The sequence below is a fragment of the Sandarakinorhabdus cyanobacteriorum genome (genome assembly GCF_002251755.1).
Lineage (GTDB): Bacteria > Pseudomonadota > Alphaproteobacteria > Sphingomonadales > Sphingomonadaceae > Sandarakinorhabdus > Sandarakinorhabdus cyanobacteriorum.
Genome location: NZ_NOXT01000113.1, coordinates 1 through 18,696, shown reverse-complemented (window position 1 = coordinate 18,696; position 18,696 = coordinate 1). Strand labels below are relative to the sequence as shown.

The following is an 18,696-nucleotide window of genomic DNA, read 5'->3' as shown; positions in this document are numbered from 1 at the left end:
CTTAACCGCTGGCCACCCCGCCACACAAGCCTGTCAGGCGGCGTTGCGGCGCTGGTAACGGCTGCGCACCCGCTGTTCGGTGCGCAAGGCATCGGCCGCCAGCGCCAGCATCGCGGCATAGCTGTCTGGCGCGATGGCCAGAAAGCTGCGGCGGCCATCGCGCTGGCACGGGCGGCGCACGATCAGGCCGGCCTTGGTCATGCTGTTGATCCAGCGCAGCGCCGTCGTGCTCGGCACATCGGCGGCAATGCACAGGCTGTTGACCGAGGTTTCGCGCCGCCAGTAATGCGCCACCGACAGATCCAGCAGCATGTCCCACGCCGGCTCGCCCAGCGCCAGGCCGGGCAGATGCCGGCCGCGCAGCCGGCGGATGCGGAACTGGGTTTCCAGAAAGGCGATGCAATCGCCCTCCGAAATGCCATGGTCGGGCGGCACCGCTGCCTGCCCCACCAGGCGATCGGCCAGGGCGGCCAGCCCCTGCGCCATGTCGGCCACCTGCCGCGCGATGGTCACGGCCGGATCGCCTGCCAGCGCCGCGTCACCGCCCGGGCGACCGACCGGCAGGTCGAGCGCGCCGATGTCGGCCACAATGGCCGACAGCGCCTGTTCGATGAGCACATGATCCTGACGGCTGGCCAGCGCACCGGGTGCGGCCGGCAGGGATGCGGGCGCGGGTTCGGCCGGGCCGGCATCAGGCACCCCGGTTCCAGCTGGCCGGTTCACCGCCGGCTGGGCCATGCCCGGCCGCGATCCCATCCTGCCCGTCACCCTGGAATGCATCATGCTGAACGCCCCCGCTACCTGGTTGAGAGGCGGCGAGCCCTAACAGCAACTCCAGGCGGGAGAGGCAGGGAGGATGGTCCAATATGGACAGTCCAGCCTGAGAAATATGTTCATTCAGCTTTCTATCCGGTGACCAGGCCGCCAACGGCGCATAGTCTGCGGGCCCGGCCGGCATCATGGCCAGGCACAGCTGCGCCGCCGGCCGCATCACCGGGCCACCGGGCAGCCGCATTATCTGCCAGCCCATGATCTCCGCCAGCATGGTGACCGGCTCCGCCAACGGGACGGGCAGGCCAATCAACGCCAATTGCAACGGCGGGCCCGGATCAGGCGGCCGGGCGTTGCACCGCATCGGGGGAGGCTGCACCATCATCGTGCCTCCCGAAACGGCCGCCCGGCCAAGGCCTTGCCGATATTGATGGTTAGCCGGCAACAACCATCAGCTGTTCCAGCGCCGGCAGCGCCACCGGCATGATCAACCGGTCCAGCCCCTGCCGGGCCAGCACGGCGGCCAGTTGATGGTCCGTCGTCGCCACCGCCACCACCCGGCCACGGCTGCACAGCTGCAGCCGGCAATCCTGCGCCGGCTTGTCATGCCCCCCGGCTGCTGCCGGTCCGCTCACCTGCCATCCCAGGATCTCGAACATCAACCACAGCTTGTCGCGCTCATCCCCAGGCGGCAGATCAATCCAGACACTGCGCACCTCGTGGCAGCCGGCGTGCCGGCTGGGCACGTCATTGGCAATATACACGGCTGTTTCCCTCACTTGACCCGGTGCAATGGTTAACACCCTCCTAACAGTCTGGAGAAGTCAAGATAGCGCCAGAACGGACATACTCGCATTTGCACCAGACTGGCCCGCCACCGGCTCGACACGCACGCGCTGCCATGCTTCCATTGCCTGGTCCATTCAGGGGAGACGATCCATGTTCAGCCACATAATGGTTGGTGCCAATGACACCGCCGCATCCAAGGCCTTTTATGATGCCACCTTCGCCGCCATGGGCATCGCGCCCGGCTTTGCCGACGACAAGGGCCGGGTGTTCTGGATGACCCCCACCGGCATCTTCGCCATCACCCCGCCCATCGATGGCCAGCCCGCCACCTGTGGCAACGGCAGCACCATCGGCTTTGCCATGGAAAGCCCGGCGATGGCCGATGCCTGGCACGCCGCCGGCCTCGCCAATGGCGGCACCGCCATCGAGGATCCGCCCGGCGTGCGCGCCGGCGGCATGGGCGCGCTCTATCTTGCCTATCTGCGCGATCCGGCCGGCAACAAGCTGTGCGCGCTGCACCGGATGCCGGCCTGATGCGCGGCCTTGCGCTTGTGACCCTGTTGGCGCTGGCGGCTCCGGCCGCCGCCCAACTGGTGCAGGACAAGCTGGTGCAGGATCGGCCGGCCCTCACCCTGGCCGGCGCCCGCATCATCACCGAAGCCGCCCAGGCCGAGGCCGAAAAGCGCGGCCTGAAGGTCACGATCGTGGTGGTTGACCCGGCCGGCGTGCCCATCGCGCTGCGGCGGATGGACGATGCCCCGGCACCGGGCCCGGAAATCGCCACCGGCAAGGCGCAAACGGCCGCCCGCTTCGGCAACCCCACCGCCGTGTTCGAACAACGGCTGCAGAAGGAAGGCCAGCTGCGCTATCTCACCTTCCCCGGCGCCATGGTCGCCTCCGAAGGCGGCATACCGGTCAAGCTGAATGGCCGCACCGTGGGCGCGGTCGGCGTGTCGGGCGCGACCAGCCAGGAAGACGGGCTGATTGCGGCGGCCGGCGTGGCCGCGCTGGAAGCTGCGGCCGCGAAAAAATAGCCTGGGGCGCAGCGGCCGGTGGCGGCAACGCTCCGCCTCTTGCCGCTGCCCCCACCACCGCGCTATGAGGCGCGCACAACAACCTCAGGAGAGACCGCCATACCACCGCCCCCTCGCCGCTTCATGAGCACGCCGGCCCCGATTTCCGGCCCGCTTTATGATGAGTTCATCAAGTCTCCCAAGGTCCGCGTGATCGATCAGGACGGGGAGAATCTGGGCGTCCTCTACACCCGCGAAGCCATTGCCATGGCCCAGGAAGCAGGTCTCAACCTGGTGGAAGTCTCTCCCGGCGCAGACCCGCCGGTGTGCAAGATCCTCGATGTCGGCAAGTTCAAGTACGAGGCCCAGAAAAAGGCCGCTGCCGCACGCAAGAACCAGAAGACGCAGGAGATCAAGGAGATCAAGATGCGTCCCAACATCGATGAGCATGATTATCAGACCAAGATGAAGGCCATCGCGCGCTTCCTCGAGGAAGGCGACAAGGTGAAGCTCACCCTGCGCTTCCGCGGCCGCGAGCTGTCCCATGGCGAGCTTGGCCTTAAGCTGCTGGAGCGCGTGCGCGACGAAACCGCCGATGTCGCCAAGGTGGAGCAGCTGCCCCGCCTGGAAGGCCGCCAGATGCTGATGGTGATCGCGCCGAAGTAACGGCCACCGGCCGTGCGACATTGAACGCCGCTGGCCCTGTGCCGGCGGCGTTTGCGTTTCCGGCCGCGCGGCGGTAACCGGCGGCCATGTCCTTCTTTGCCCCGCCCCTCACCGGCGCCAAAGCCGATCAATATGCCCAGCTGAACCAGCAGATCGGCCTGCTGATCGGCGATGAGCGCGATTTCACCGCCAACATGGCCAACATGGCCGCGCTGCTCTTTCACCAGCTGGCCGATCTCAACTGGGCCGGATTCTATCTGATGAAGGATGGGGAGCTGGTGCTGGGTCCGTTCCAGGGCAAGCCGGCCTGCATCCGCATTCCGCTTGGCAAGGGCGTCTGCGGCAAGGCGGCAGCAACGCGCGTCACCCAGGTCGTGCCTGATGTCCACGCCTTTCCCGGCCACATCGCCTGCGATGCCGACAGCCGCTCCGAAATTGTCGTGCCGTTGATCGCCGATGGCCGGCTGATCGGCGTGCTTGATCTCGACAGCCCGAAACCCGGCCGCTTCGATGAAGACGACCGGGCCGGGCTGGAAGCGGCAGCGGGGCTCTTGCTGGCCGCCAGCCAACTGGTCTGAACGGGGCGCTGCCAGCCCAAAGGGGCCAGGACCGACAGCGCCCGCGTCAGATCATTTGTTGAGTTTCACCACGAACTCCTGGCGGGTGTTGGCCATCGCGGCATCAATGCCCTTCAGGGCCTGGGCTCGCTGTTCCGGGGTCAGGTCGCGCGATGCCTCGATGGCGGCGCGGGCCGAGGCCATGGCGTCGCGCTGGATCTTCTGCAATTGCATGCCGCAGGTGGCAAGTTGCGGGAAATCGGCGTCGGCAGGCAGCTTCACGCCCTCCTTCTCGCAGCGCGCGCGCATGTCGGCCTTCATCGCCGCCATATGCTCCTGAGCCGCCTTGTGGGCCCCGGCCGCCATCTCCATCCGGCGCACCATCACCATCTTGCGGCCATCGGCGGAGGTCGTCACCTGCACATCGGCGTCGCCCGGCGCGCCAGCCTTGGCATCGGCACCAAACATCATCACGTGCGGCCCAGGTTCACCACCGGCGACATCGTTGGTGATGACCTTGCCATCCTTCATGATGACGGTTCGCATCACGGTCTTGGTACCCTTGTCGCCCTTGGCACCCTTGTCGCCCTTTTCGTCGATCTTGTGGGTGAAGACCATCACGCGCGGCGCATCGGGCGCATCGGGGGCAGCCGGCGGGGCCGGCGGCGAGACGGCGGCCGGCGGCGCAGCCGGGGCCGGCGGGGCCGGGGGCGCAACGGGCGACACCGGGGCCGGCGGCGCAGGCGGGGCGGGCGGGGCCGGTTGTGCACCCGAAGCGGTGGCGATCAGGCCGCCAACGGCCAGGCCGGAAACGGTCAGGGCCCCCAGCACGCGGCGCGACAGCCCGAATTTGCGATCCTTCATCATGGCAATACGGTCCTTCAACTGGCTCTTGTGGTTCATGGCGCAGCCCGCGATGGGGGTCGCGACGCAGGCCGATTTCAGCACCGCCTGGCCATAGGCGGCACGGGTTTCGCCATCGCTGCCGGCCAGCACCGTGGCATCACAGGCAAGTTCCTGATCCGACCGGAAGGCGGCCCAGGCGGCATGGGCGATGGGGTTCCACCAGTGGGCGGCCAGCACCACCAGCCCGGCCAGGTTGGCCAGCAGATCAAAACGGTCGTGGTGCGCGCCTTCGTGCAACAGGGCCATGCGGCGCTCGGCCGGCGAATAGCGCTTCAGGAAATCCGCCGGCAGCAGCACGCGCCGCTTGATGATGCCGGCCGCCATCGGGCCCGGCACATGGGCAGAGACGATCACGTCCACCCCGACCAGCCGGGTCAGCAATTCGCCCTCGCGCACCGCCTTGCCGATGAAGCGGGCATGACGGGTCCACTGCACCGCCAGAAATGCAACCGCCCCCGCCGCCCACAGACACAGCAGCAGCGTCGGCCAATCCGGTACCAGGCCAAGTTCGGGCCCGGCCTGCACCACCGGCGCCGGCAGCGGCTGGGTGTAAAGCGCGGCATCGGCCGGTCGCATCAGCGCCAATGCCATGTCGCCATCGGGTTTCGTCTGCGCCACCGGCACATACAGGGACTGCCAGCCGGGGATCGCCGGCATCGCCATGCGCAGCGCCGGCAGCGCCCACAGCGCATAGGCCAGATGAGCGCCCCACAGCCGCGCCACGGTGCGGCGCACCGCCAGCACCAGCAGCATCAACAGGCTGGCGCCAATCAGCGCCTCCACCAGCCACTCGCTGTTCAGCCAATGCATCATTGCTTCAGCTCCCGGATCAAGGCTTCCAGTTCGGCAATATCGGCAGGCGAAAGCTCGCCACGTTCAGCGAGATGCGCCACCAGCGGCGTTGCCCGGCCGCCAAACAGCCGGTCCACCAGCCGCCGCGATTCCCCGGCGGCCACCGCCGCCCGCTCCACCGCCGGTTCATACAGATAACGCCGGCCATCCTCGGTCGTCGCCAGCGCGCCCTTGGCCGCCAGCCGTGACAACAGGGTCTTCACCGTCGGCAGGCTCCAGCCGGTTTCCACCAGCCGGGCCGCCACATCCTGCGCCGTCAGCGGGCTGGTGTGCCACAGCACCTCCATCACCTGCCACTCGGCTTCGCTGATCCGCTCGCTCATTCCCGCCTACCCGATTCGGCTACGTCTGTAATCGTCATACTGATTACGCATGTAATCGTCAACTGCCGTATTGCAAGATTGATACAGCGCGCCCACATCGGCCGGCAGCCGGATCGGGCATGACGCCGCGTCCGGGGGGAGACGCGCACCGCATGGACCGGCTGGACCGTCCGTTTGCCGATGCCTATGCCACCGGCCTTGGGCTGTCGCCGGCCGTGGCGGCCCCGGTTGCTGCCCCAGTGCGCCCGCGCCGACGCTGGGCCCGGCGCATCGCTTTGGGCCTGCTCGCACTCATCGCGGCGCTGCTCGCCTGGCTGGCCATCACCGCGCCACTGTCGAAATCGCTGGCGCCCATCGCCCGGCCACAAATCACCCTGCTCGCCGCCGATGGCAGCCCCATTGCCCGCAAGGGCGCCCGCATCGAAGCCCCGGTGCGCATCGCCGCCCTGCCCGCCCATGTGCCGGGCGCCGTGATTGCCATCGAGGATCGCCGCTTCCGCCAGCATCTTGGCCTTGATCCGGTGGCCATCGCCCGTGCGGTGTGGAGCAACATCACCACCGGCCGCACCCAGGGCGGCAGCACCATCACCCAGCAGCTGGCGAAATTCACCTTCCTCACGCCCGAACGCAGCCTCACCCGCAAGGCGCGCGAAGCGCTGATCGCGCTGTGGCTGGAAGCCTGGCTGACCAAGGACCAGATCCTCGAACGCTATCTGTCCAACGCCTATTTCGGTGACAATTGCTATGGCCTGCGGGCCGCCGCGCTGCATTATTTCAACCGCCAGCCCGAACGCCTCACCCGCGCCCAGGCCGCCATGCTGGCCGGGCTGCTGCAGGCGCCCTCGCGCCTCACCCCCACCCGCAATTATGCCGGCGCCCGAGCGCGCATGAAGCTGGTGCTGGCCGCCATGGCCGATACCGGCGTGATCAGCGCCGCCACCGCCCGCCGCACCCGCGCGCCGCGCCTGGATGTGCAGCGCGAGGCCGATCTGCCCAGCGGCACCTGGTTCGCCGATTGGGCCATGGCCGAAGTGGAGGATGATGACGACAACGCCTATGCCAGCCGCACCGTCACCACCACGCTGGATGCCCGGTTGCAGCGCGCCGCCCGCCGCGCCGTGGCCGGTGTCGCGCCCAGGGGGGCCCAGGTCGCGCTGGTCGCCATGCGCCCCAATGGCGAGGTGGTGGCCATGCTGGGCGGGCGCGATTATGCCGCCTCCCCCTTCAACCGCGCCACCCAGGCCCGCCGCCAGCCCGGCTCCACCTTCAAGCTGTTCGTCTATCTCGCTGCCCTGCAGAACGGCTGGTCACCCGATGACCGCATCGCCAACACGCCGATCACCGAAGGCAGTTACCGCCCGCGCAATTCCGGCGACCGCTACAGCGACAGCCTCTCCCTCGCCCAGGCCTTTGCCCAATCGAGCAATGTCGCCAGCGTCCGCCTGATGAACGCGGTGGGCGACGGCAAGGTGATCGCGCTGGCGCGGCGGATGGGCGTGCGCACGCCGCTGCCGGCCGGCGATCCCAGCCTGGCGCTCGGCACCACCGGCCTCACCCTCATCGAGCTCACCAGCGCCTATGCCGGTTTTGCCGGCAACGCCTTCCCGGTGCGCCCCACCGCCCTGCCGGTGACCCCGCCCAGCCTGTGGGACCGGCTGTTCAACGCCCCCGCCGCCCTGCCCGATGGCGTGCACGACGACATGGCCTCCATGCTGCGCGCCGTCATCACCCGCGGCACCGGCCGCGCCGCCAATCCCGGTCGCCCGGCCTTTGGCAAGACCGGCACCACGCAAGACAATCGCGATGCCCTGTTCGTCGGCCATGCCGGCGATCTGGTGGTCGGCGTGTGGGTGGGCCGGGATGACAACCAGCCGCTGGGCAACATCACCGGCGGCGGCCTGCCGGCGCGGATCTGGCGTGATTTCATGCGGCGCGCCATACCGCCGCCCTCAGCCGATGATGACGAGGCCGACGAACCGGATGCGGCCGATCCGCCCGATGCCGCCTTCGATCTCGGCCCCGATGCCGAGCTGCGGCTGGAAGATGGCGAGGCCGTGCTCACCACCCGCATCGGCGATCAGGATATCGATGTCCGCCTTGATCTTGATCGCGCCGAAGCCTTCGCCCGCCGGCTGGAACAGCAATTGCCGCCGCCCGACCCACCGCAGTAAGCGCAATTTGCAGTGTCCCCGCCCGGCGTGATAGGGTGCTTCCCTGTTCGTGCATTTCGGGGGGATTGCACCATGCCATATCGTCAGGCGCACTGGTTCGTGGGCGGCGTGCTGCTCGTCATCCTCGCCGGTTTCTGGTTCAGCTATTTCACCGCCGCGGCAGTGCCGCTGGCCTTCCATGTCCACGCGCTCAGCGCTTCGGCCTGGCTGCTGCTGCTGATCGTCCAGCACCTCGCTATCCACCGCCGCCAGAACGGCCTGCACCGGCAGTTGGGCTGGGCCAGCTTCGCGCTGTTTCCGCTGCTGATCCTCGGCTTCACGATGATCATCAACGTCTCGGCGCAGGCCTTTGCCAAGGGCAGCAGCCCCTTCAGCGTCTATCTCGGGCCCTCGTTCGGGATCGGCATGGCGCTGGCCATCGCCGCCTATCTCACGCTGTTCTTCCAGGCGCTGCGCCACCGCCGCACCGTGCATCTGCACGCCGGATACATGCTGGCCACGCCGCTGATCCTGTTCGAATCGCCCTTTTCCCGCGTGATGGCCATGTTCGCACCGTGGATGAACATCATCGGCAGCAGCGGCCCGCAAGAGGTGCTGGACACCATCGCCTTGTCTGACGGCATTGCCGTGATCTTCGCGCTCGGCCTTTATGCCGCCAACCGCCGGCACGGCACGCCGTGGCTGGTCGCCGCCGGCTTCATGGCGGCCTAGGCCATCGCCATGTGGTATGCGCCGTTCGTGCCGCAGCTGGGCCCGGCCTTTGGCGCCTATGCCAGCCTGCCGCTGGGTCTCACCGCCGCGATCGGCATCGCCGCCGGGGCGGCCGCGGGCTGGCTCGGCTGGCGTGCCGGCAAGCGCCCGCGCCGCGTGGCCCAACCCGCCTGATCACAGCCAGAAGCGCACGCCCGTTCGCACCGACCAGCCGCCGGGATTTTCGCCGGCCGCGCGCGCCAGCCGGCTCGATTCGCCCAGTCGCCGTTCAAACATCACCGCAACATAGGGGGCCACCCGCCGCGTCACCTCATATCGCGTCAGCACCCCGGCCTCGACAATGGCCGGGCCGGGCGCGATCAGCCGTTCCGGCACCCGCGTGGCGTAAATGTCGGTCTCGAACAGCGGCTGCACCACCAGCCGGTTGGTCAGCCTGAGGTCGAAACTCTGGCGCAGGCGAAACAGCACATCGGCCTTCAGGCCAACGAACATATGGGCTTCGGTTTCAAAGAACAGCGGCGCCAGCCCCTGCACCCCCAGCACCGCATAGGTGCGGGCATCGGGCTGGATATCGTGGCGCACACCGGCCTGCAGATCGAAGAACATGGCGATGTTGCGGCTGTACAGCGCCTGGAACTCGCTCTGCTCCAATCTGGGCCCCTTGGTCTCACCTTCGGTGCGCCACCAGAATTTGTTGATGTCCCCGCCGATCCAGCCCTGCGCCTCCCAATTGGCGACCAGCTTGCCGTCAAAGCGGGTGAGATCGGCCTCCTCCACCAGGGTGAAATTGTTGATGGCATCGCCATGGCCATGGCCTTCCTTCGCCACAGCCGGCGCTGCCAGCACGGCCGCGATCAGCAATGCGCGCATCAATGCACGTGCCCTGCCGGCAGGCTGCCATCGGCCCGCGCCACCACCAGCTTGGCCATCATGCCGCTGTTCATGTGATAGAGCAGGTGGCAGTGCAGCGGCCATTCGCCGGCCTCGTTGGCGGTGAAGACGATCGATTGCGTGCGCCCCGGCGCCACCGCGATCACATTCTTTTCCGGCATCAGGCCAGCCGGCTGGCCATTCTCCACCTCGAAGAACATGCCGTGCAGGTGCATCGGGTGTGCCATCATCGTCTCGTTGATGAAGGTGATGCGCACCCGTTCGCCGAATTTCACCATGATCGGCGGCCCTTCGCCGAACTTCTGGCCGTTCAGCGTCCAGATATAGCGTTCCATATTGCCCTGCAGACGCAGCACGATCTCACGCGTCGGCGGCGGCTGGTCCTTCGGCGTCAGCGCCGCCAGATCGCGGATGGAGAGCACCCGCGCGCCATAGGGGGCACCGGTGGCCCAGCCAAACACCCGGCCGCTGCCGTCGGTGTCGCCTTCGCGGCCCAGCACCGGCATGTGCATGCCCTTCATCTTGCTGTGGTCCATGCCGGCCATCGGATCGCGGCCAAAGCCATAATCCACCACCGGATAGGGGGTGCCGCCCTCAGGCCGGCTGGCCTGGGCCACCGCCGTGCCCACGCGCGGCGCCATTCTGGGGGTGCAATGGCCCATGGCGGCATGTTCGGGCGGGCAATCGGGATCGCTTGCCGCCGCCACTGCCGGCGCCTTCGGCGTGCAGTGCCCCATCGCGGCATGTTCGGGCGGGCAGTCCGGATCGCTTGCCGCCGCCACCGCAGGCGCCTTCGGCGTGCAATGCCCCATCGCGGCATGCTCGGGCGGGCAGTCGGGGTCAGCGGCAGCGGCCGGCTGGGCCCCGGCCGGCTGGCAATGGCCCATGGCGGCATGTTCGGCCGAGCAGGCCTCGCCCGGGGCCGGCATGCTGTGGCCCATCTCGGCCAGCAACAGCACCTGCTTTGGCCGCGGCGCCGGTGCCGTCACCGGCAGGGCGGGATCGCTGGTCAGGGCGGCCAGCACACTCGCCCGCCGGTCCAGCGTTTCCACCCAAAGGGCATGGGCGCCGGCTTGCGGCTCCACGATAACATCCCAGGTTTCAGCCACCCCGATGCGCAGCTCATCCACCAGCACCGGTTGAACCGGCCGGCCATCGGCGGCCACCACCGTCATCGTCACGCCGGGGATCCGCACGTCGATGAAGCTCATCGCGCTGCCGTTGATCAGGCGCAGCCGCAGCCGCTGGCCCGGCACGAACCGCACCACCGGCCGCGCCGCCGTCGGCTGGCCATTGGCCAGCAGCGCGTATCCCGTTACATCGGCGATGTCGGTCGCATCCATGCGCATCTGGCCCCAGGCCCGGCGCTCGGCCAGCGTCGCCTTCATCCCGAACTTCTTCGCGTCGCGCAGCAGATCGGGCAGCGTGCGCTTGTTCCAGTTGTAATAACCGCTGTCGGCCTTCAGATTCCTCATCACCTGGCCAGGCTCTTCGCGCGTGTGGTCGGAAAACAATATCACCTGCGCGGCATCGGCTTTGATGGGGTCGTCACCGGCCGGATCGATGATCAGCGCGCCATATTGCCCGGCCTGTTCCTGGCCTTCCGAATGGGCGTGATACCAATAGGTGCCGCTCTGCCGGATGCGGATCCGATAGGTGTAGGTCTCGCCCGGCGCGATGCCCTTGAAGCCGTTGAAGCCCGGCGCGCCGTCAAAGGGCCCATCCACCAACAGACCATGCCAGTGGATGGAGGTCGGCCGATCGAGGCGGTTCGTCACCCGCACCACCGCCTCTTCGCCCTCGCGAAAGCGCAACACGGGGCCGGGCACGCTGCCGTTGATGGCAATCACCTGATCGGTGCGGCCGGGCACGATCTGCATCGCCCGGCGTTCCACCACCAGGTCATGCGTCGCCGCCTGCACCGCCACCGGCAGCAGCAGGCCCAGCATCAGCAACCAGAAACGCACGGAGTTCATCATCACCATCCACCAGCCCTTACGGCCACGCCACGCATTACGCACGTGCAACATCGTCGCCCTCATGCCGCCAGCATCCAGCCGGCCATGGCCAGCATCATCAGATTTTCCAGCAGCGACACGAAACCCAGCGGCACATTGCTGCCACCGCCCACACAGGCGCAGGTCAGGCTGCGCCGCTCGATATAGACAGCCTTGATCACCGAAACCGCGCCGATGCTGCCGATGAACAGCGCGATGGCGCTGCCCAGCCACACCAGCTGGCCCGACAGCATCAGCAGCCCTGCCGCCGCCTCGGCCCAGGCATAGACATGGGCATAAGGCAGCCAGGCCCGGGCCAACAGATCATAGCCCAGGAATCCGGTCACAAAGCCCTCGATATCCTTCAGCTTCAGAAAGGCCAGCAAGCACATCGCCAGCGCCGCCGCCCATTCCACGGCATGCAGGGTGAACGGGCTGCCCATGCTGGCCTGGCTGAAGGCCATCGCCATGGCGCCGGCCATGGCAAACAGCGCGATCACCGGGCGATAGGTCAACGCCTTGGGATCGTGCAGCTTCAGGCCCAGGAACTGGCGCAGATCATCATGGCCGCCGATGCGCTGGCCGGCGATCCACACCTGCGGGGTGGTCTTCACGCCATGCGCGGCCTTGAACGCCTCCACCTCGGCCCGGCTGGTCAGCAGCCGTTCCTCGAACCGGAAGCCGGCCATGCGCAGCAGGTGGCGCGCCTTCAGCCCCCAGGAGCAGACATGATCCGGCAGGGCCATGCGAACCAGCAGGGCGGTGCGGGGCAATTGGGCATCCATCGTCGTCTTGTCCTTGTTGCGATTCCATCGAGTCGCCTGTTCATAGCCTCCGTATCATGGTACAGAGTCAAGCCATGGCCCGCCCGCTCACCATCGCCCGTCTTGCCGCCACCGCCGGGGTCGGGGTCGAAACCATCCGCTTCTATCAGCGCAAGGGCCTGTTGCCGGTGCCCGCCGCCAGTGGCGCGGTGCGTCATTATGGTGATCCCGATGTCAGCCGCCTCGCCTTCATCCGCACGGCCCAGGCCGCCGGTTTCAGCCTGAAGGAAATTGCCGAGCTGCTGGCGCTGGATGCCGGGCGCGACCGGGCCCGGGTGCGCGCCCTGACCGGGGAACGCATCGCCGCCATCGATGCCCGTCTGGCCGAACTGGCTGCTGCCCGCACGGCGCTGGCCGCCCTGCTGCGCGAATGTGCCGAAGGCGATGACGGCCCCTGCCCGATCATCGCCACCTTCACCGGCCATGGCTGCCATTGATGGTCAGCCGCCGGCCGGGTCCATCAGGCCTGCCAGCGCCACCAGCGCCGCCACCGCCAGCCACAGTCCGCCTTCCATGCGCAGGCTGGCCATCAGCCGCCGCGGTGCCCCGGCCCGGCCGGCCAGCACCATGGGCACCAGTTGGTCACGGTGCCGCCAGGCCAACGCCAGCATGGCCAGCACCAGCAGCAGCTTTGCCGCCAGCAGCCGCCCCCAGGCCGTGCCAAGCGCCGCAGCCGGGCCGGGCGCCAGCGCCACGGCCGCCACAGCGCCCGTGACTGCAAGGAGCAGCACGATGGCCAGCCCCGGCCCGGCGAAGGCCGCCGCGCGCGCGCCGGCATCGCCCTCCCCCCGGCGCAGGCCCAGCCACAGGGCAATGATGCCCCCCGCCCAGGCCCCGGCCGCCAGCAGATGCAGCATCGCCGCCGCCAGCCGCCACGGGGCCGCCGCCGCCGCATGGCCGGCGAGCGCAAGACTGGCCAGCGCCAGCGCCGCCGCCGGCCATTGCACCCGACGCGCCGGCACCAGCAGCACGATCAGAATCAAGCCGGCGCGCGCCACAAAGGCCGGCCCGGCCAGCGGCATGGCCAGCACCAGCATCGCGTCATCAGTGCGCAACGCCCAGGGCGGGCGTTCGGCATAGGATGCGGCCATCGCCAGCAACAGCGCCAGATTGGCCGCCAGCGCCGCCGATACCAGCACCACGATCCAGCGCCGCGCCGCCGGCCGGAACAGGATCAGGCCAAAGGCCGGGGCCAGGCTGGCCAGCAACGCCAGGCGCGCCGCCGCCAGTGGTGCCACATCAGCGAACGGCAAATTCATGTTGGCCCGACACCTTGTGCGTGTCGGCGCCCACCGCCTTCCACACCAGGCGGTACCGCCCGGGCGGCAACGGCGCCGCCAGGCGATAGGTCAGGCTGCGGCCATCACCCGCCATGCGCAACGTGCCGGCCAGCGCCGCGCCGCCATCCGCCGGCGACAGGGTCACGCTGGTCATCGCCGGCACCATCGCCTCGCTGAAACCCAGGCTGATCTCGCGCAGCGGGGCGACCGTGCTGCCCTGCGCCGGCACCGCCGACAGCAGGCGCGGGTGGGCAACCGCCGTGCCCTGCGCCGCAACCAGGGTAAACAGGGCAATCAGGTGACGGCGCATCATCTCATCTCCGGGAAAGGTGCATTTGGGCTCCCACAATGTTACGCACGGCCGCGCAGCCCCCCTCCCCCAGCTGAGGGCGGCGCCCCGACCCTGCGTAACGGCAGACAGGAGCATGATGATGGACCCGCTCGATCAGGATCTGGCCCGCTTGGCGACGGCCCCGGTGCCACCGGCACTTGCCGGGCTCGAAACTGCGCTCTGGGCCAGGCTCGATTGGTCCGATCCGGGGCTGGGCTGGCCCGCGCGCGGTGCGCTGGCCGCAGCCTGCCTGACGATCGGCCTCGCCATGGGCGGCACCGGCAGCCTGGCCGCCGGGCCCGGCACGGCCCCAATCGATGCCTTCAGCAGCCGGTCAGCGCTGCTGCCTTCCACCCTGCTGCTGTCGGCCCGGCCATGATGTCGCGCAGCTGGATCGCCCCGGTGCTGCTTTCGCTGCTGGCCGGGCTGGGCGGGGCCATTGCCGGGCAGCGCCTGGCCGCCCCCCACTCCACGCCGGCCATGCACGATCGGCTGCATGACGCGCTGGCACTGAATGCCGGGCAAGAAAAACGCATCCACCAACTGGAAGTGGCCTTTGCTGCCACCCGCACCCGCCACGAAGCCGCCATCCGTGCCGCCGATGCCCGGCTGGCCGCCGCGATGGTGCGCGAAGGCCGCTATGGCCCCGGCGTTGTGGCCGCGGTTGATCATGTTCACAGCGCCATGGGTGCGCTGCAAAAGGCCAGCATCGATCACATGTTCGCCATGCGCGCCGTGCTCGATCCGGCCCAACAGACCAAATTTGATCGCATCATCGCCGAAAGCCTGACCGACCAGCCCGCGCGATGATCCCGGCCGACGAGCAGGCGCTGGCCCGCGCGGCAGCGGGCGGCGACACCGCTGCCTTCACCCGGCTGGTGGGGCTGCACAAGGGCCGCCTGTTCCAGATCATCCGCCGCATGACCGGCAGCGACGATGTCGCCATCGACCTGCTGCAGGATGTGTTTGCCAATCTGTGGCGCGCCCGCGCCGGCTATGATGATCGCCACAATTTTGGCGCCTGGGCGACGCGGGCCGCCATCAACCGCGTGCGCGATTGGCGGCGGCGTCAACGCGTGCGCCAGCTGGTGGCCGGCTGGCTGCCGCTGGCCGATGCCCCCGATCCGCCTGATCCCGCCCCGTTGCCCGATGCCAGCGCCGCCGACCGCCAGCGCCTGGGTGCGGTGGCTGCCGCCATCGCCCGCCTGCCCGCCAGCCTGTCGGCCCCGCTATTGCTGACCAGCATCGAAGGGATGAGCCATGGCGAGGCCGCCGCCGTGCTGGGCATCACCCGCAAGGCGGTGGAACTGCGCATCGCCCGCGCGCGCAGGCAGATCATCGCCGAGGTGGGCGACGACTAACCGTGCGCGCCAAAATGATTGGCAATGGCGATGCTGGTCAGCGGGATCAGCCGCGCCGCCTCGGCAATCGGCGCGATGAAGCGGCGCTGGATCCCGGCATAGGCCGCCGGGTCGCCATCCGGCCAGTCGCTCGGCTCGGCCATGGCATAATCGGCCAGATCGGGCGCTGACACCGGAAAGGCCCGGCGCAATTGCGCCAGCGCCTCGTCCACGCGCAGGCTCAGGATCATCTCGATCACGTCATCGCGGCTGATGTCGTTGCGCGCCGAAAAGGCCGGCACCTCCACCACGCGCAGGAACATGTGCTGCATCAGGCCCAGCCGCACCGCATGCAACACGCCCAGCGTGCGCCGCGTCGCCTCGGCGGCCGGCGCTGCAACGGCTTCTTCCGGCACATGGGCAAGCAGCTGGCGCAGCTTGATATTGTCCACGCGCAACATCGATGCCAGGCGACGGAACTGGCCCGAGCGGTCATCCTCCACCAGCCGTTCGGCCAGCGCCAGGCACGGCCGCGCCAGCGCCATTTCGGTGCCGCGATAGGGGCGGGTCGCCCAATAGGCGCTGTTGAACAACTCGCCATAGGCCGCCAGCGTCTTGATGCTGGCGATGGCGTTGGCCGCGCCCACCAGGCCCAAAATCTGCCGCCCGCGCGCCGATCCGCTCATCAACGCGCCCAGCCCTTCCTGCGCGCCGGCCGCCGCCGTGCCCACCCCGGCCAGCACATTCACCGGATAGCCCAGCTGCTGCAAAATCGCGTTGTGCGGGATCGCCCGGATCGATCGCAGGCTGGCATCCCGGTCGCGGCCCAGATCGGATTGCCGCTTCAACCGGCGCGAACCCGTCGTGGGGATCAGGCCCAGGCCAAAGGCGGTGATGGCGCGGGCATAGGGCCGCGCTTCGAACAGGCCGCGCTGGTGGCGGCGGATCATGCGGTAATAATCGAGGGAAAGATCGGTGCGGGTATAAAATTCGTCCGCCGCCCCGCCTTCCGCCAGCCCCGGCGTGATGTCGGCAATGCGGGTCAACGTGGCCAGCGCCAACGCATCGGCGCCAAAGAACAGAAAGCCATCGCCGCCCTGGAAACTGGCTTCGGCCTCCACCCTGATGCCGGCGGCGGCAAATTGCGCCCGCGCCCAGCGGCTCAAGGGCCAGGCCAGCCGATCGGTGAAGCTCGCCGGATGCGCGCCGCGGCCCATCGATTCGCCATGCGTGTTGAAGATCAGCGCCGCCACATCGGCCAGGCCATTGGCCTTCATGGCGCGCGCCAGCCGTCCCTGCAGCCGCTCGATGGCCAATGCCGCCGGGATCTGGCCCACGAAGCGCCCAGCATCGGAAAAGCCGGTCTGGATTGCCACCCGCCCGCGCAGCCGGGCATGCGCCCGATAGGCCGGCTCGGCCAGCAGCGCGTCCAGGAACCGCCCGCCATGCTCCAGCGCTGTCTCCGTCTCGAACAGCGGGGACACGTCCACCTTGTGATCAATGCCGAACAGCCGCGCGAAATAAAGCGCGGCCAGCACCGTCTGCGGCTGCTCGCACTCGGCGATCAGCAGGCGGATCGGCGCATCTTCATCGATATGCTTCAGCATCGCCGCCATGGCGAGGAACTGGCGCACCGCCGTGGTGCTCTCCACCGCCAGCGCGGCAAAATTGCTCCTCAGCGGCTTCACCTCGGCCAGCAGGCGGCGCAGCCGGATCAGCGCCTGGCCACTGCCCAAATCCAGCCCGCTATCCAGCCCGCCATCGCCATCGATGCGGCGGCGGATGGCGTTGTGGAGCTGCGCCGCGTTCACCCGGAAATGGATATGGCCCATGCCCAGCCCATCGGCCGCCATCGCCGCCGCCAGGCCCAGATGGCCGCGCGTCCGCAAGTCGGCGATGATCGGCGTCAGGCTGGTCAGGGCATCAGCATCGCCGGCCGTCACCCGGTTGGCGATGGCCGACAGCGCCGCCGGATCATCGGTGTCGCCAGCCAGCAGCGCCGCCACGCCCGCCGCCTGCGTCGCCGCTTGGCGCAGCCGCTGCGCCAGCGCCGCCTCGCCCAAGGCCGCCGCCGCCTCAGCATAATGGCCCAGCCGCACCGCCTTTTCCTCGGCCCGGAAGCGCAGACTGGTGGCCCAGCCGATATCGGTGCGGCCATCCATGTCATAGCCAACCCAGGTCGCCAGCCGGAACAGACAGGGCGTCAGATCGCGCCACTGATCAGGAAAGGCCGCCGCCGCCACCTCCAGCACCACGGCATGCAGCCGATCCCGCGCCGCCATCGCCCGGGTGATCGCCGCCAGCACGGCGCCATGCTCATCCTCCAGGGCAGGCGACGGCCGCTCCACCGTCGTGGCCAGCGCCACCGGCACCCCAGTCACTGCGCTGCCCGCCACCGCGCCATACTCGGCCGGCGTCAACAAAAAGGTCGGGTGGGCAGTGAACACGATGTGCAGCAGCGGCGCCTCCCACCGCGCCCGGAACGCCGCAAAATCCCCCGCCGCCTTTGCTTGCGCCGCACTCGCCTCCACCTGCGCGCGGAACCCGGCCAGATTGGCCCCATCATCGATCGGCGCCAGCAACCCGGCCAACCGATCAGCCCGGGCCTGCAGCCCCTCCCGCCCCAGCTCGGCAATCACCCCGGCCAACCCGGCCAGCGTCACCTCGCCCGCCTCCAACGCGCGGGAAATCTCCAGCCCCAACTGGAACACCGGGTTGAACAAGGGCGTTTCGGCGGTGCGGGCGTGCAACTCACCCAGGCGCTGGCGATAAGTCTCGATCATGCCGCCATGTTTGCCCCGGACGGCCCGCGGAGCAAGCACATTATGTCGCAGTGCAGCATCCATTGCCAAAGCCTCATGCCCCGCGCCGGCACCCACGCCGCAATCGGCCACCGCCCCGAACTGCGCCTCGCCGACGCCAACCCCATCACCGGCGCCCTGCGCTACGAATTCCCCGAAGGCGGCGCCGCCCCCACCCCCCGCCAAAACCGCCCCCGCGGCTTCACCCCAAGACCCGACAAATCCCGCGTGCTACCGGGGGTACGGCGCGGGCGGCTGTAGAAGGGGGTTGGAAGAAGACAGCGGTAGAAAATGCCTCCGGCGGGCAAGGTCGCGGACCCTGCACCCGTTTGTTTTCGGGAGCGCTGGGTGGCGGGATAGCGCCCTAAACTCGGCCATTAGCGTAACCCCGCCGACCTCCCGAAAGCGGACCCCCAGTTACGGATCGGGACGCCGTCTAGCCCGGATTATTCACCGGCCGGGTGATTTCGGGT

Annotated in this window: 22 protein-coding genes; 11 read left to right on the top strand and 11 right to left on the bottom strand. The window is 68.8% G+C overall.

The features are described from left to right. Nucleotides 1-33: 33 nt before the first annotated feature. From CHU93_RS10225 to CHU93_RS10215, 3 genes are all read right to left on the bottom strand, one after another. Complete coding sequence (locus CHU93_RS10225; protein WP_133064375.1) at nt 34-756, bottom strand: MarR family winged helix-turn-helix transcriptional regulator; 723 nt, start codon at nt 754-756, stop codon at nt 34-36. Continuing rightward, a complete protein-coding gene (locus CHU93_RS17560; protein WP_165768687.1) occupies nt 692-1,045 on the bottom strand; it encodes a hypothetical protein in 354 nt (117 codons plus the stop codon). Before CHU93_RS17560 ends, CHU93_RS10225 begins: the two co-directional genes overlap by 65 nt. Before the next feature lie 160 nt (nt 1,046-1,205). After that, nucleotides 1,206-1,535 carry a hypothetical protein gene (locus tag CHU93_RS10215; protein ID WP_094473949.1) on the bottom strand — a complete coding sequence of 110 codons (330 nt, stop codon included), beginning with the start codon at nt 1,533-1,535 and terminating at the stop codon, nt 1,206-1,208. Nucleotides 1,536-1,710: 175 nt separating this feature from the next. On the opposite strand from CHU93_RS10215, the gene CHU93_RS10210 reads away from it, so the two are divergent. From CHU93_RS10210 to CHU93_RS10195, 4 genes are all read left to right on the top strand, one after another. After that, nucleotides 1,711-2,094: a VOC family protein gene (locus CHU93_RS10210; RefSeq protein WP_086117041.1), complete on the top strand. Its 384-nt coding sequence runs from the start codon at nt 1,711-1,713 to the stop codon at nt 2,092-2,094. Further along, complete coding sequence (locus CHU93_RS10205) at nt 2,067-2,594, top strand: GlcG/HbpS family heme-binding protein (RefSeq protein WP_094473948.1); 528 nt, start codon at nt 2,067-2,069, stop codon at nt 2,592-2,594. The genes CHU93_RS10210 and CHU93_RS10205 overlap by 28 nt, the downstream gene beginning before the upstream one ends. Nucleotides 2,595-2,717: 123 nt before the next feature. Continuing rightward, nucleotides 2,718-3,239, top strand: a complete 522-nt coding sequence (gene infC / locus CHU93_RS10200; RefSeq protein ID WP_086117039.1) for a translation initiation factor IF-3 — start codon at nt 2,718-2,720, stop codon at nt 3,237-3,239. 86 nt (nt 3,240-3,325) lie between these two features. Next, nucleotides 3,326-3,817, top strand: a complete 492-nt coding sequence (locus tag CHU93_RS10195; protein ID WP_094473947.1) for a GAF domain-containing protein — start codon at nt 3,326-3,328, stop codon at nt 3,815-3,817. Between the two features lie 51 nt (nt 3,818-3,868). On the opposite strand, the gene CHU93_RS10190 is transcribed toward CHU93_RS10195, so the two are convergent. Both CHU93_RS10190 and CHU93_RS10185 read right to left on the bottom strand, forming a co-directional pair. Further along, nucleotides 3,869-5,515 carry a M56 family metallopeptidase gene (locus tag CHU93_RS10190; RefSeq protein WP_094473946.1) on the bottom strand — a complete coding sequence of 549 codons (1,647 nt, stop codon included), beginning with the start codon at nt 5,513-5,515 and terminating at the stop codon, nt 3,869-3,871. Further along, nucleotides 5,512-5,877: a BlaI/MecI/CopY family transcriptional regulator gene (locus CHU93_RS10185; RefSeq protein ID WP_086117036.1), complete on the bottom strand. Its 366-nt coding sequence runs from the start codon at nt 5,875-5,877 to the stop codon at nt 5,512-5,514. Before CHU93_RS10185 ends, CHU93_RS10190 begins: the two co-directional genes overlap by 4 nt. A 119-nt stretch (nt 5,878-5,996) precedes the next feature. Here CHU93_RS10185 and CHU93_RS10180 point away from each other — a divergent pair, with 119 nt between their 5' ends. The 3 genes from CHU93_RS10180 (at nt 5,997) to CHU93_RS17555 (ending at nt 8,933) form a co-directional block, all read left to right on the top strand. After that, on the top strand, nt 5,997-8,048 hold the full coding sequence (locus tag CHU93_RS10180; protein WP_243375520.1) for a transglycosylase domain-containing protein: 2,052 nt from the start codon (nt 5,997-5,999) through the stop codon (nt 8,046-8,048). A gap of 72 nt (nt 8,049-8,120) precedes the next feature. Beyond that, the gene (locus tag CHU93_RS10175) at nt 8,121-8,759 is read left to right on the top strand and encodes a hypothetical protein (RefSeq protein WP_094473944.1); all 639 of its coding nucleotides are present in this window, start codon (nt 8,121-8,123) and stop codon (nt 8,757-8,759) included. A 9-nt stretch (nt 8,760-8,768) separates the two neighbouring features. Next, nucleotides 8,769-8,933, top strand: coding sequence for a hypothetical protein (locus CHU93_RS17555; RefSeq protein WP_165768686.1), 165 nt, complete (start codon nt 8,769-8,771; stop codon nt 8,931-8,933). Here CHU93_RS17555 and CHU93_RS10170 read toward each other — a convergent pair whose 3' ends face one another. From CHU93_RS10170 to CHU93_RS10155, 3 genes are read right to left on the bottom strand one after another with little or no spacing between them, the layout of a single operon-like run. After that, a complete protein-coding gene (locus CHU93_RS10170) occupies nt 8,934-9,629 on the bottom strand; it encodes a copper resistance protein B (RefSeq protein ID WP_165768685.1) in 696 nt (231 codons plus the stop codon). Next, nucleotides 9,629-11,629 carry a multicopper oxidase domain-containing protein gene (locus CHU93_RS17750; protein WP_207759262.1) on the bottom strand — a complete coding sequence of 667 codons (2,001 nt, stop codon included), beginning with the start codon at nt 11,627-11,629 and terminating at the stop codon, nt 9,629-9,631. Before CHU93_RS17750 ends, CHU93_RS10170 begins: the two co-directional genes overlap by 1 nt. Nucleotides 11,630-11,688: 59 nt before the next feature. After that, nucleotides 11,689-12,432, bottom strand: a complete 744-nt coding sequence (locus tag CHU93_RS10155; RefSeq protein ID WP_094473942.1) for a MauE/DoxX family redox-associated membrane protein — start codon at nt 12,430-12,432, stop codon at nt 11,689-11,691. 56 nt (nt 12,433-12,488) lie between these two features. On the opposite strand from CHU93_RS10155, the gene CHU93_RS10150 reads away from it, so the two are divergent. Continuing rightward, entirely contained in the window at nt 12,489-12,908 is a 420-nt protein-coding gene (locus CHU93_RS10150; protein WP_094473941.1) for a MerR family transcriptional regulator, read from the top strand. Between the two features lie 3 nt (nt 12,909-12,911). Here the strand turns inward: CHU93_RS10150 and CHU93_RS10145 are convergent, their stop codons facing one another. Together CHU93_RS10145 and CHU93_RS10140 are read right to left on the bottom strand one after the other, a co-directional pair. Continuing rightward, nucleotides 12,912-13,730: a CopD family protein gene (locus tag CHU93_RS10145; protein ID WP_086117029.1), complete on the bottom strand. Its 819-nt coding sequence runs from the start codon at nt 13,728-13,730 to the stop codon at nt 12,912-12,914. Further along, nucleotides 13,711-14,064, bottom strand: coding sequence for a copper resistance protein CopC (locus tag CHU93_RS10140; protein WP_165768684.1), 354 nt, complete (start codon nt 14,062-14,064; stop codon nt 13,711-13,713). The genes CHU93_RS10145 and CHU93_RS10140 overlap by 20 nt, the downstream gene beginning before the upstream one ends. 112 nt (nt 14,065-14,176) lie before the next feature. Here CHU93_RS10140 and CHU93_RS10135 point away from each other — a divergent pair, with 112 nt between their 5' ends. From CHU93_RS10135 to CHU93_RS10125, 3 genes are read left to right on the top strand one after another with little or no spacing between them, the layout of a single operon-like run. Continuing rightward, on the top strand, nt 14,177-14,461 hold the full coding sequence (locus CHU93_RS10135; RefSeq protein WP_133064374.1) for a hypothetical protein: 285 nt from the start codon (nt 14,177-14,179) through the stop codon (nt 14,459-14,461). Beyond that, a complete protein-coding gene (locus CHU93_RS10130; RefSeq protein ID WP_094473937.1) occupies nt 14,458-14,892 on the top strand; it encodes a periplasmic heavy metal sensor in 435 nt (144 codons plus the stop codon). Before CHU93_RS10135 ends, CHU93_RS10130 begins: the two co-directional genes overlap by 4 nt. After that, on the top strand, nt 14,889-15,443 hold the full coding sequence (locus CHU93_RS10125) for an RNA polymerase sigma factor (RefSeq protein ID WP_094473936.1): 555 nt from the start codon (nt 14,889-14,891) through the stop codon (nt 15,441-15,443). The genes CHU93_RS10130 and CHU93_RS10125 overlap by 4 nt, the downstream gene beginning before the upstream one ends. Here CHU93_RS10125 and CHU93_RS10120 read toward each other — a convergent pair. Beyond that, on the bottom strand, nt 15,440-18,205 hold the full coding sequence (locus tag CHU93_RS10120; RefSeq protein ID WP_094473935.1) for a phosphoenolpyruvate carboxylase: 2,766 nt from the start codon (nt 18,203-18,205) through the stop codon (nt 15,440-15,442). The two genes, CHU93_RS10125 and CHU93_RS10120, sit on opposite strands and share 4 nt — an antisense overlap. Nucleotides 18,206-18,696: the final 491 nt, after the last annotated feature.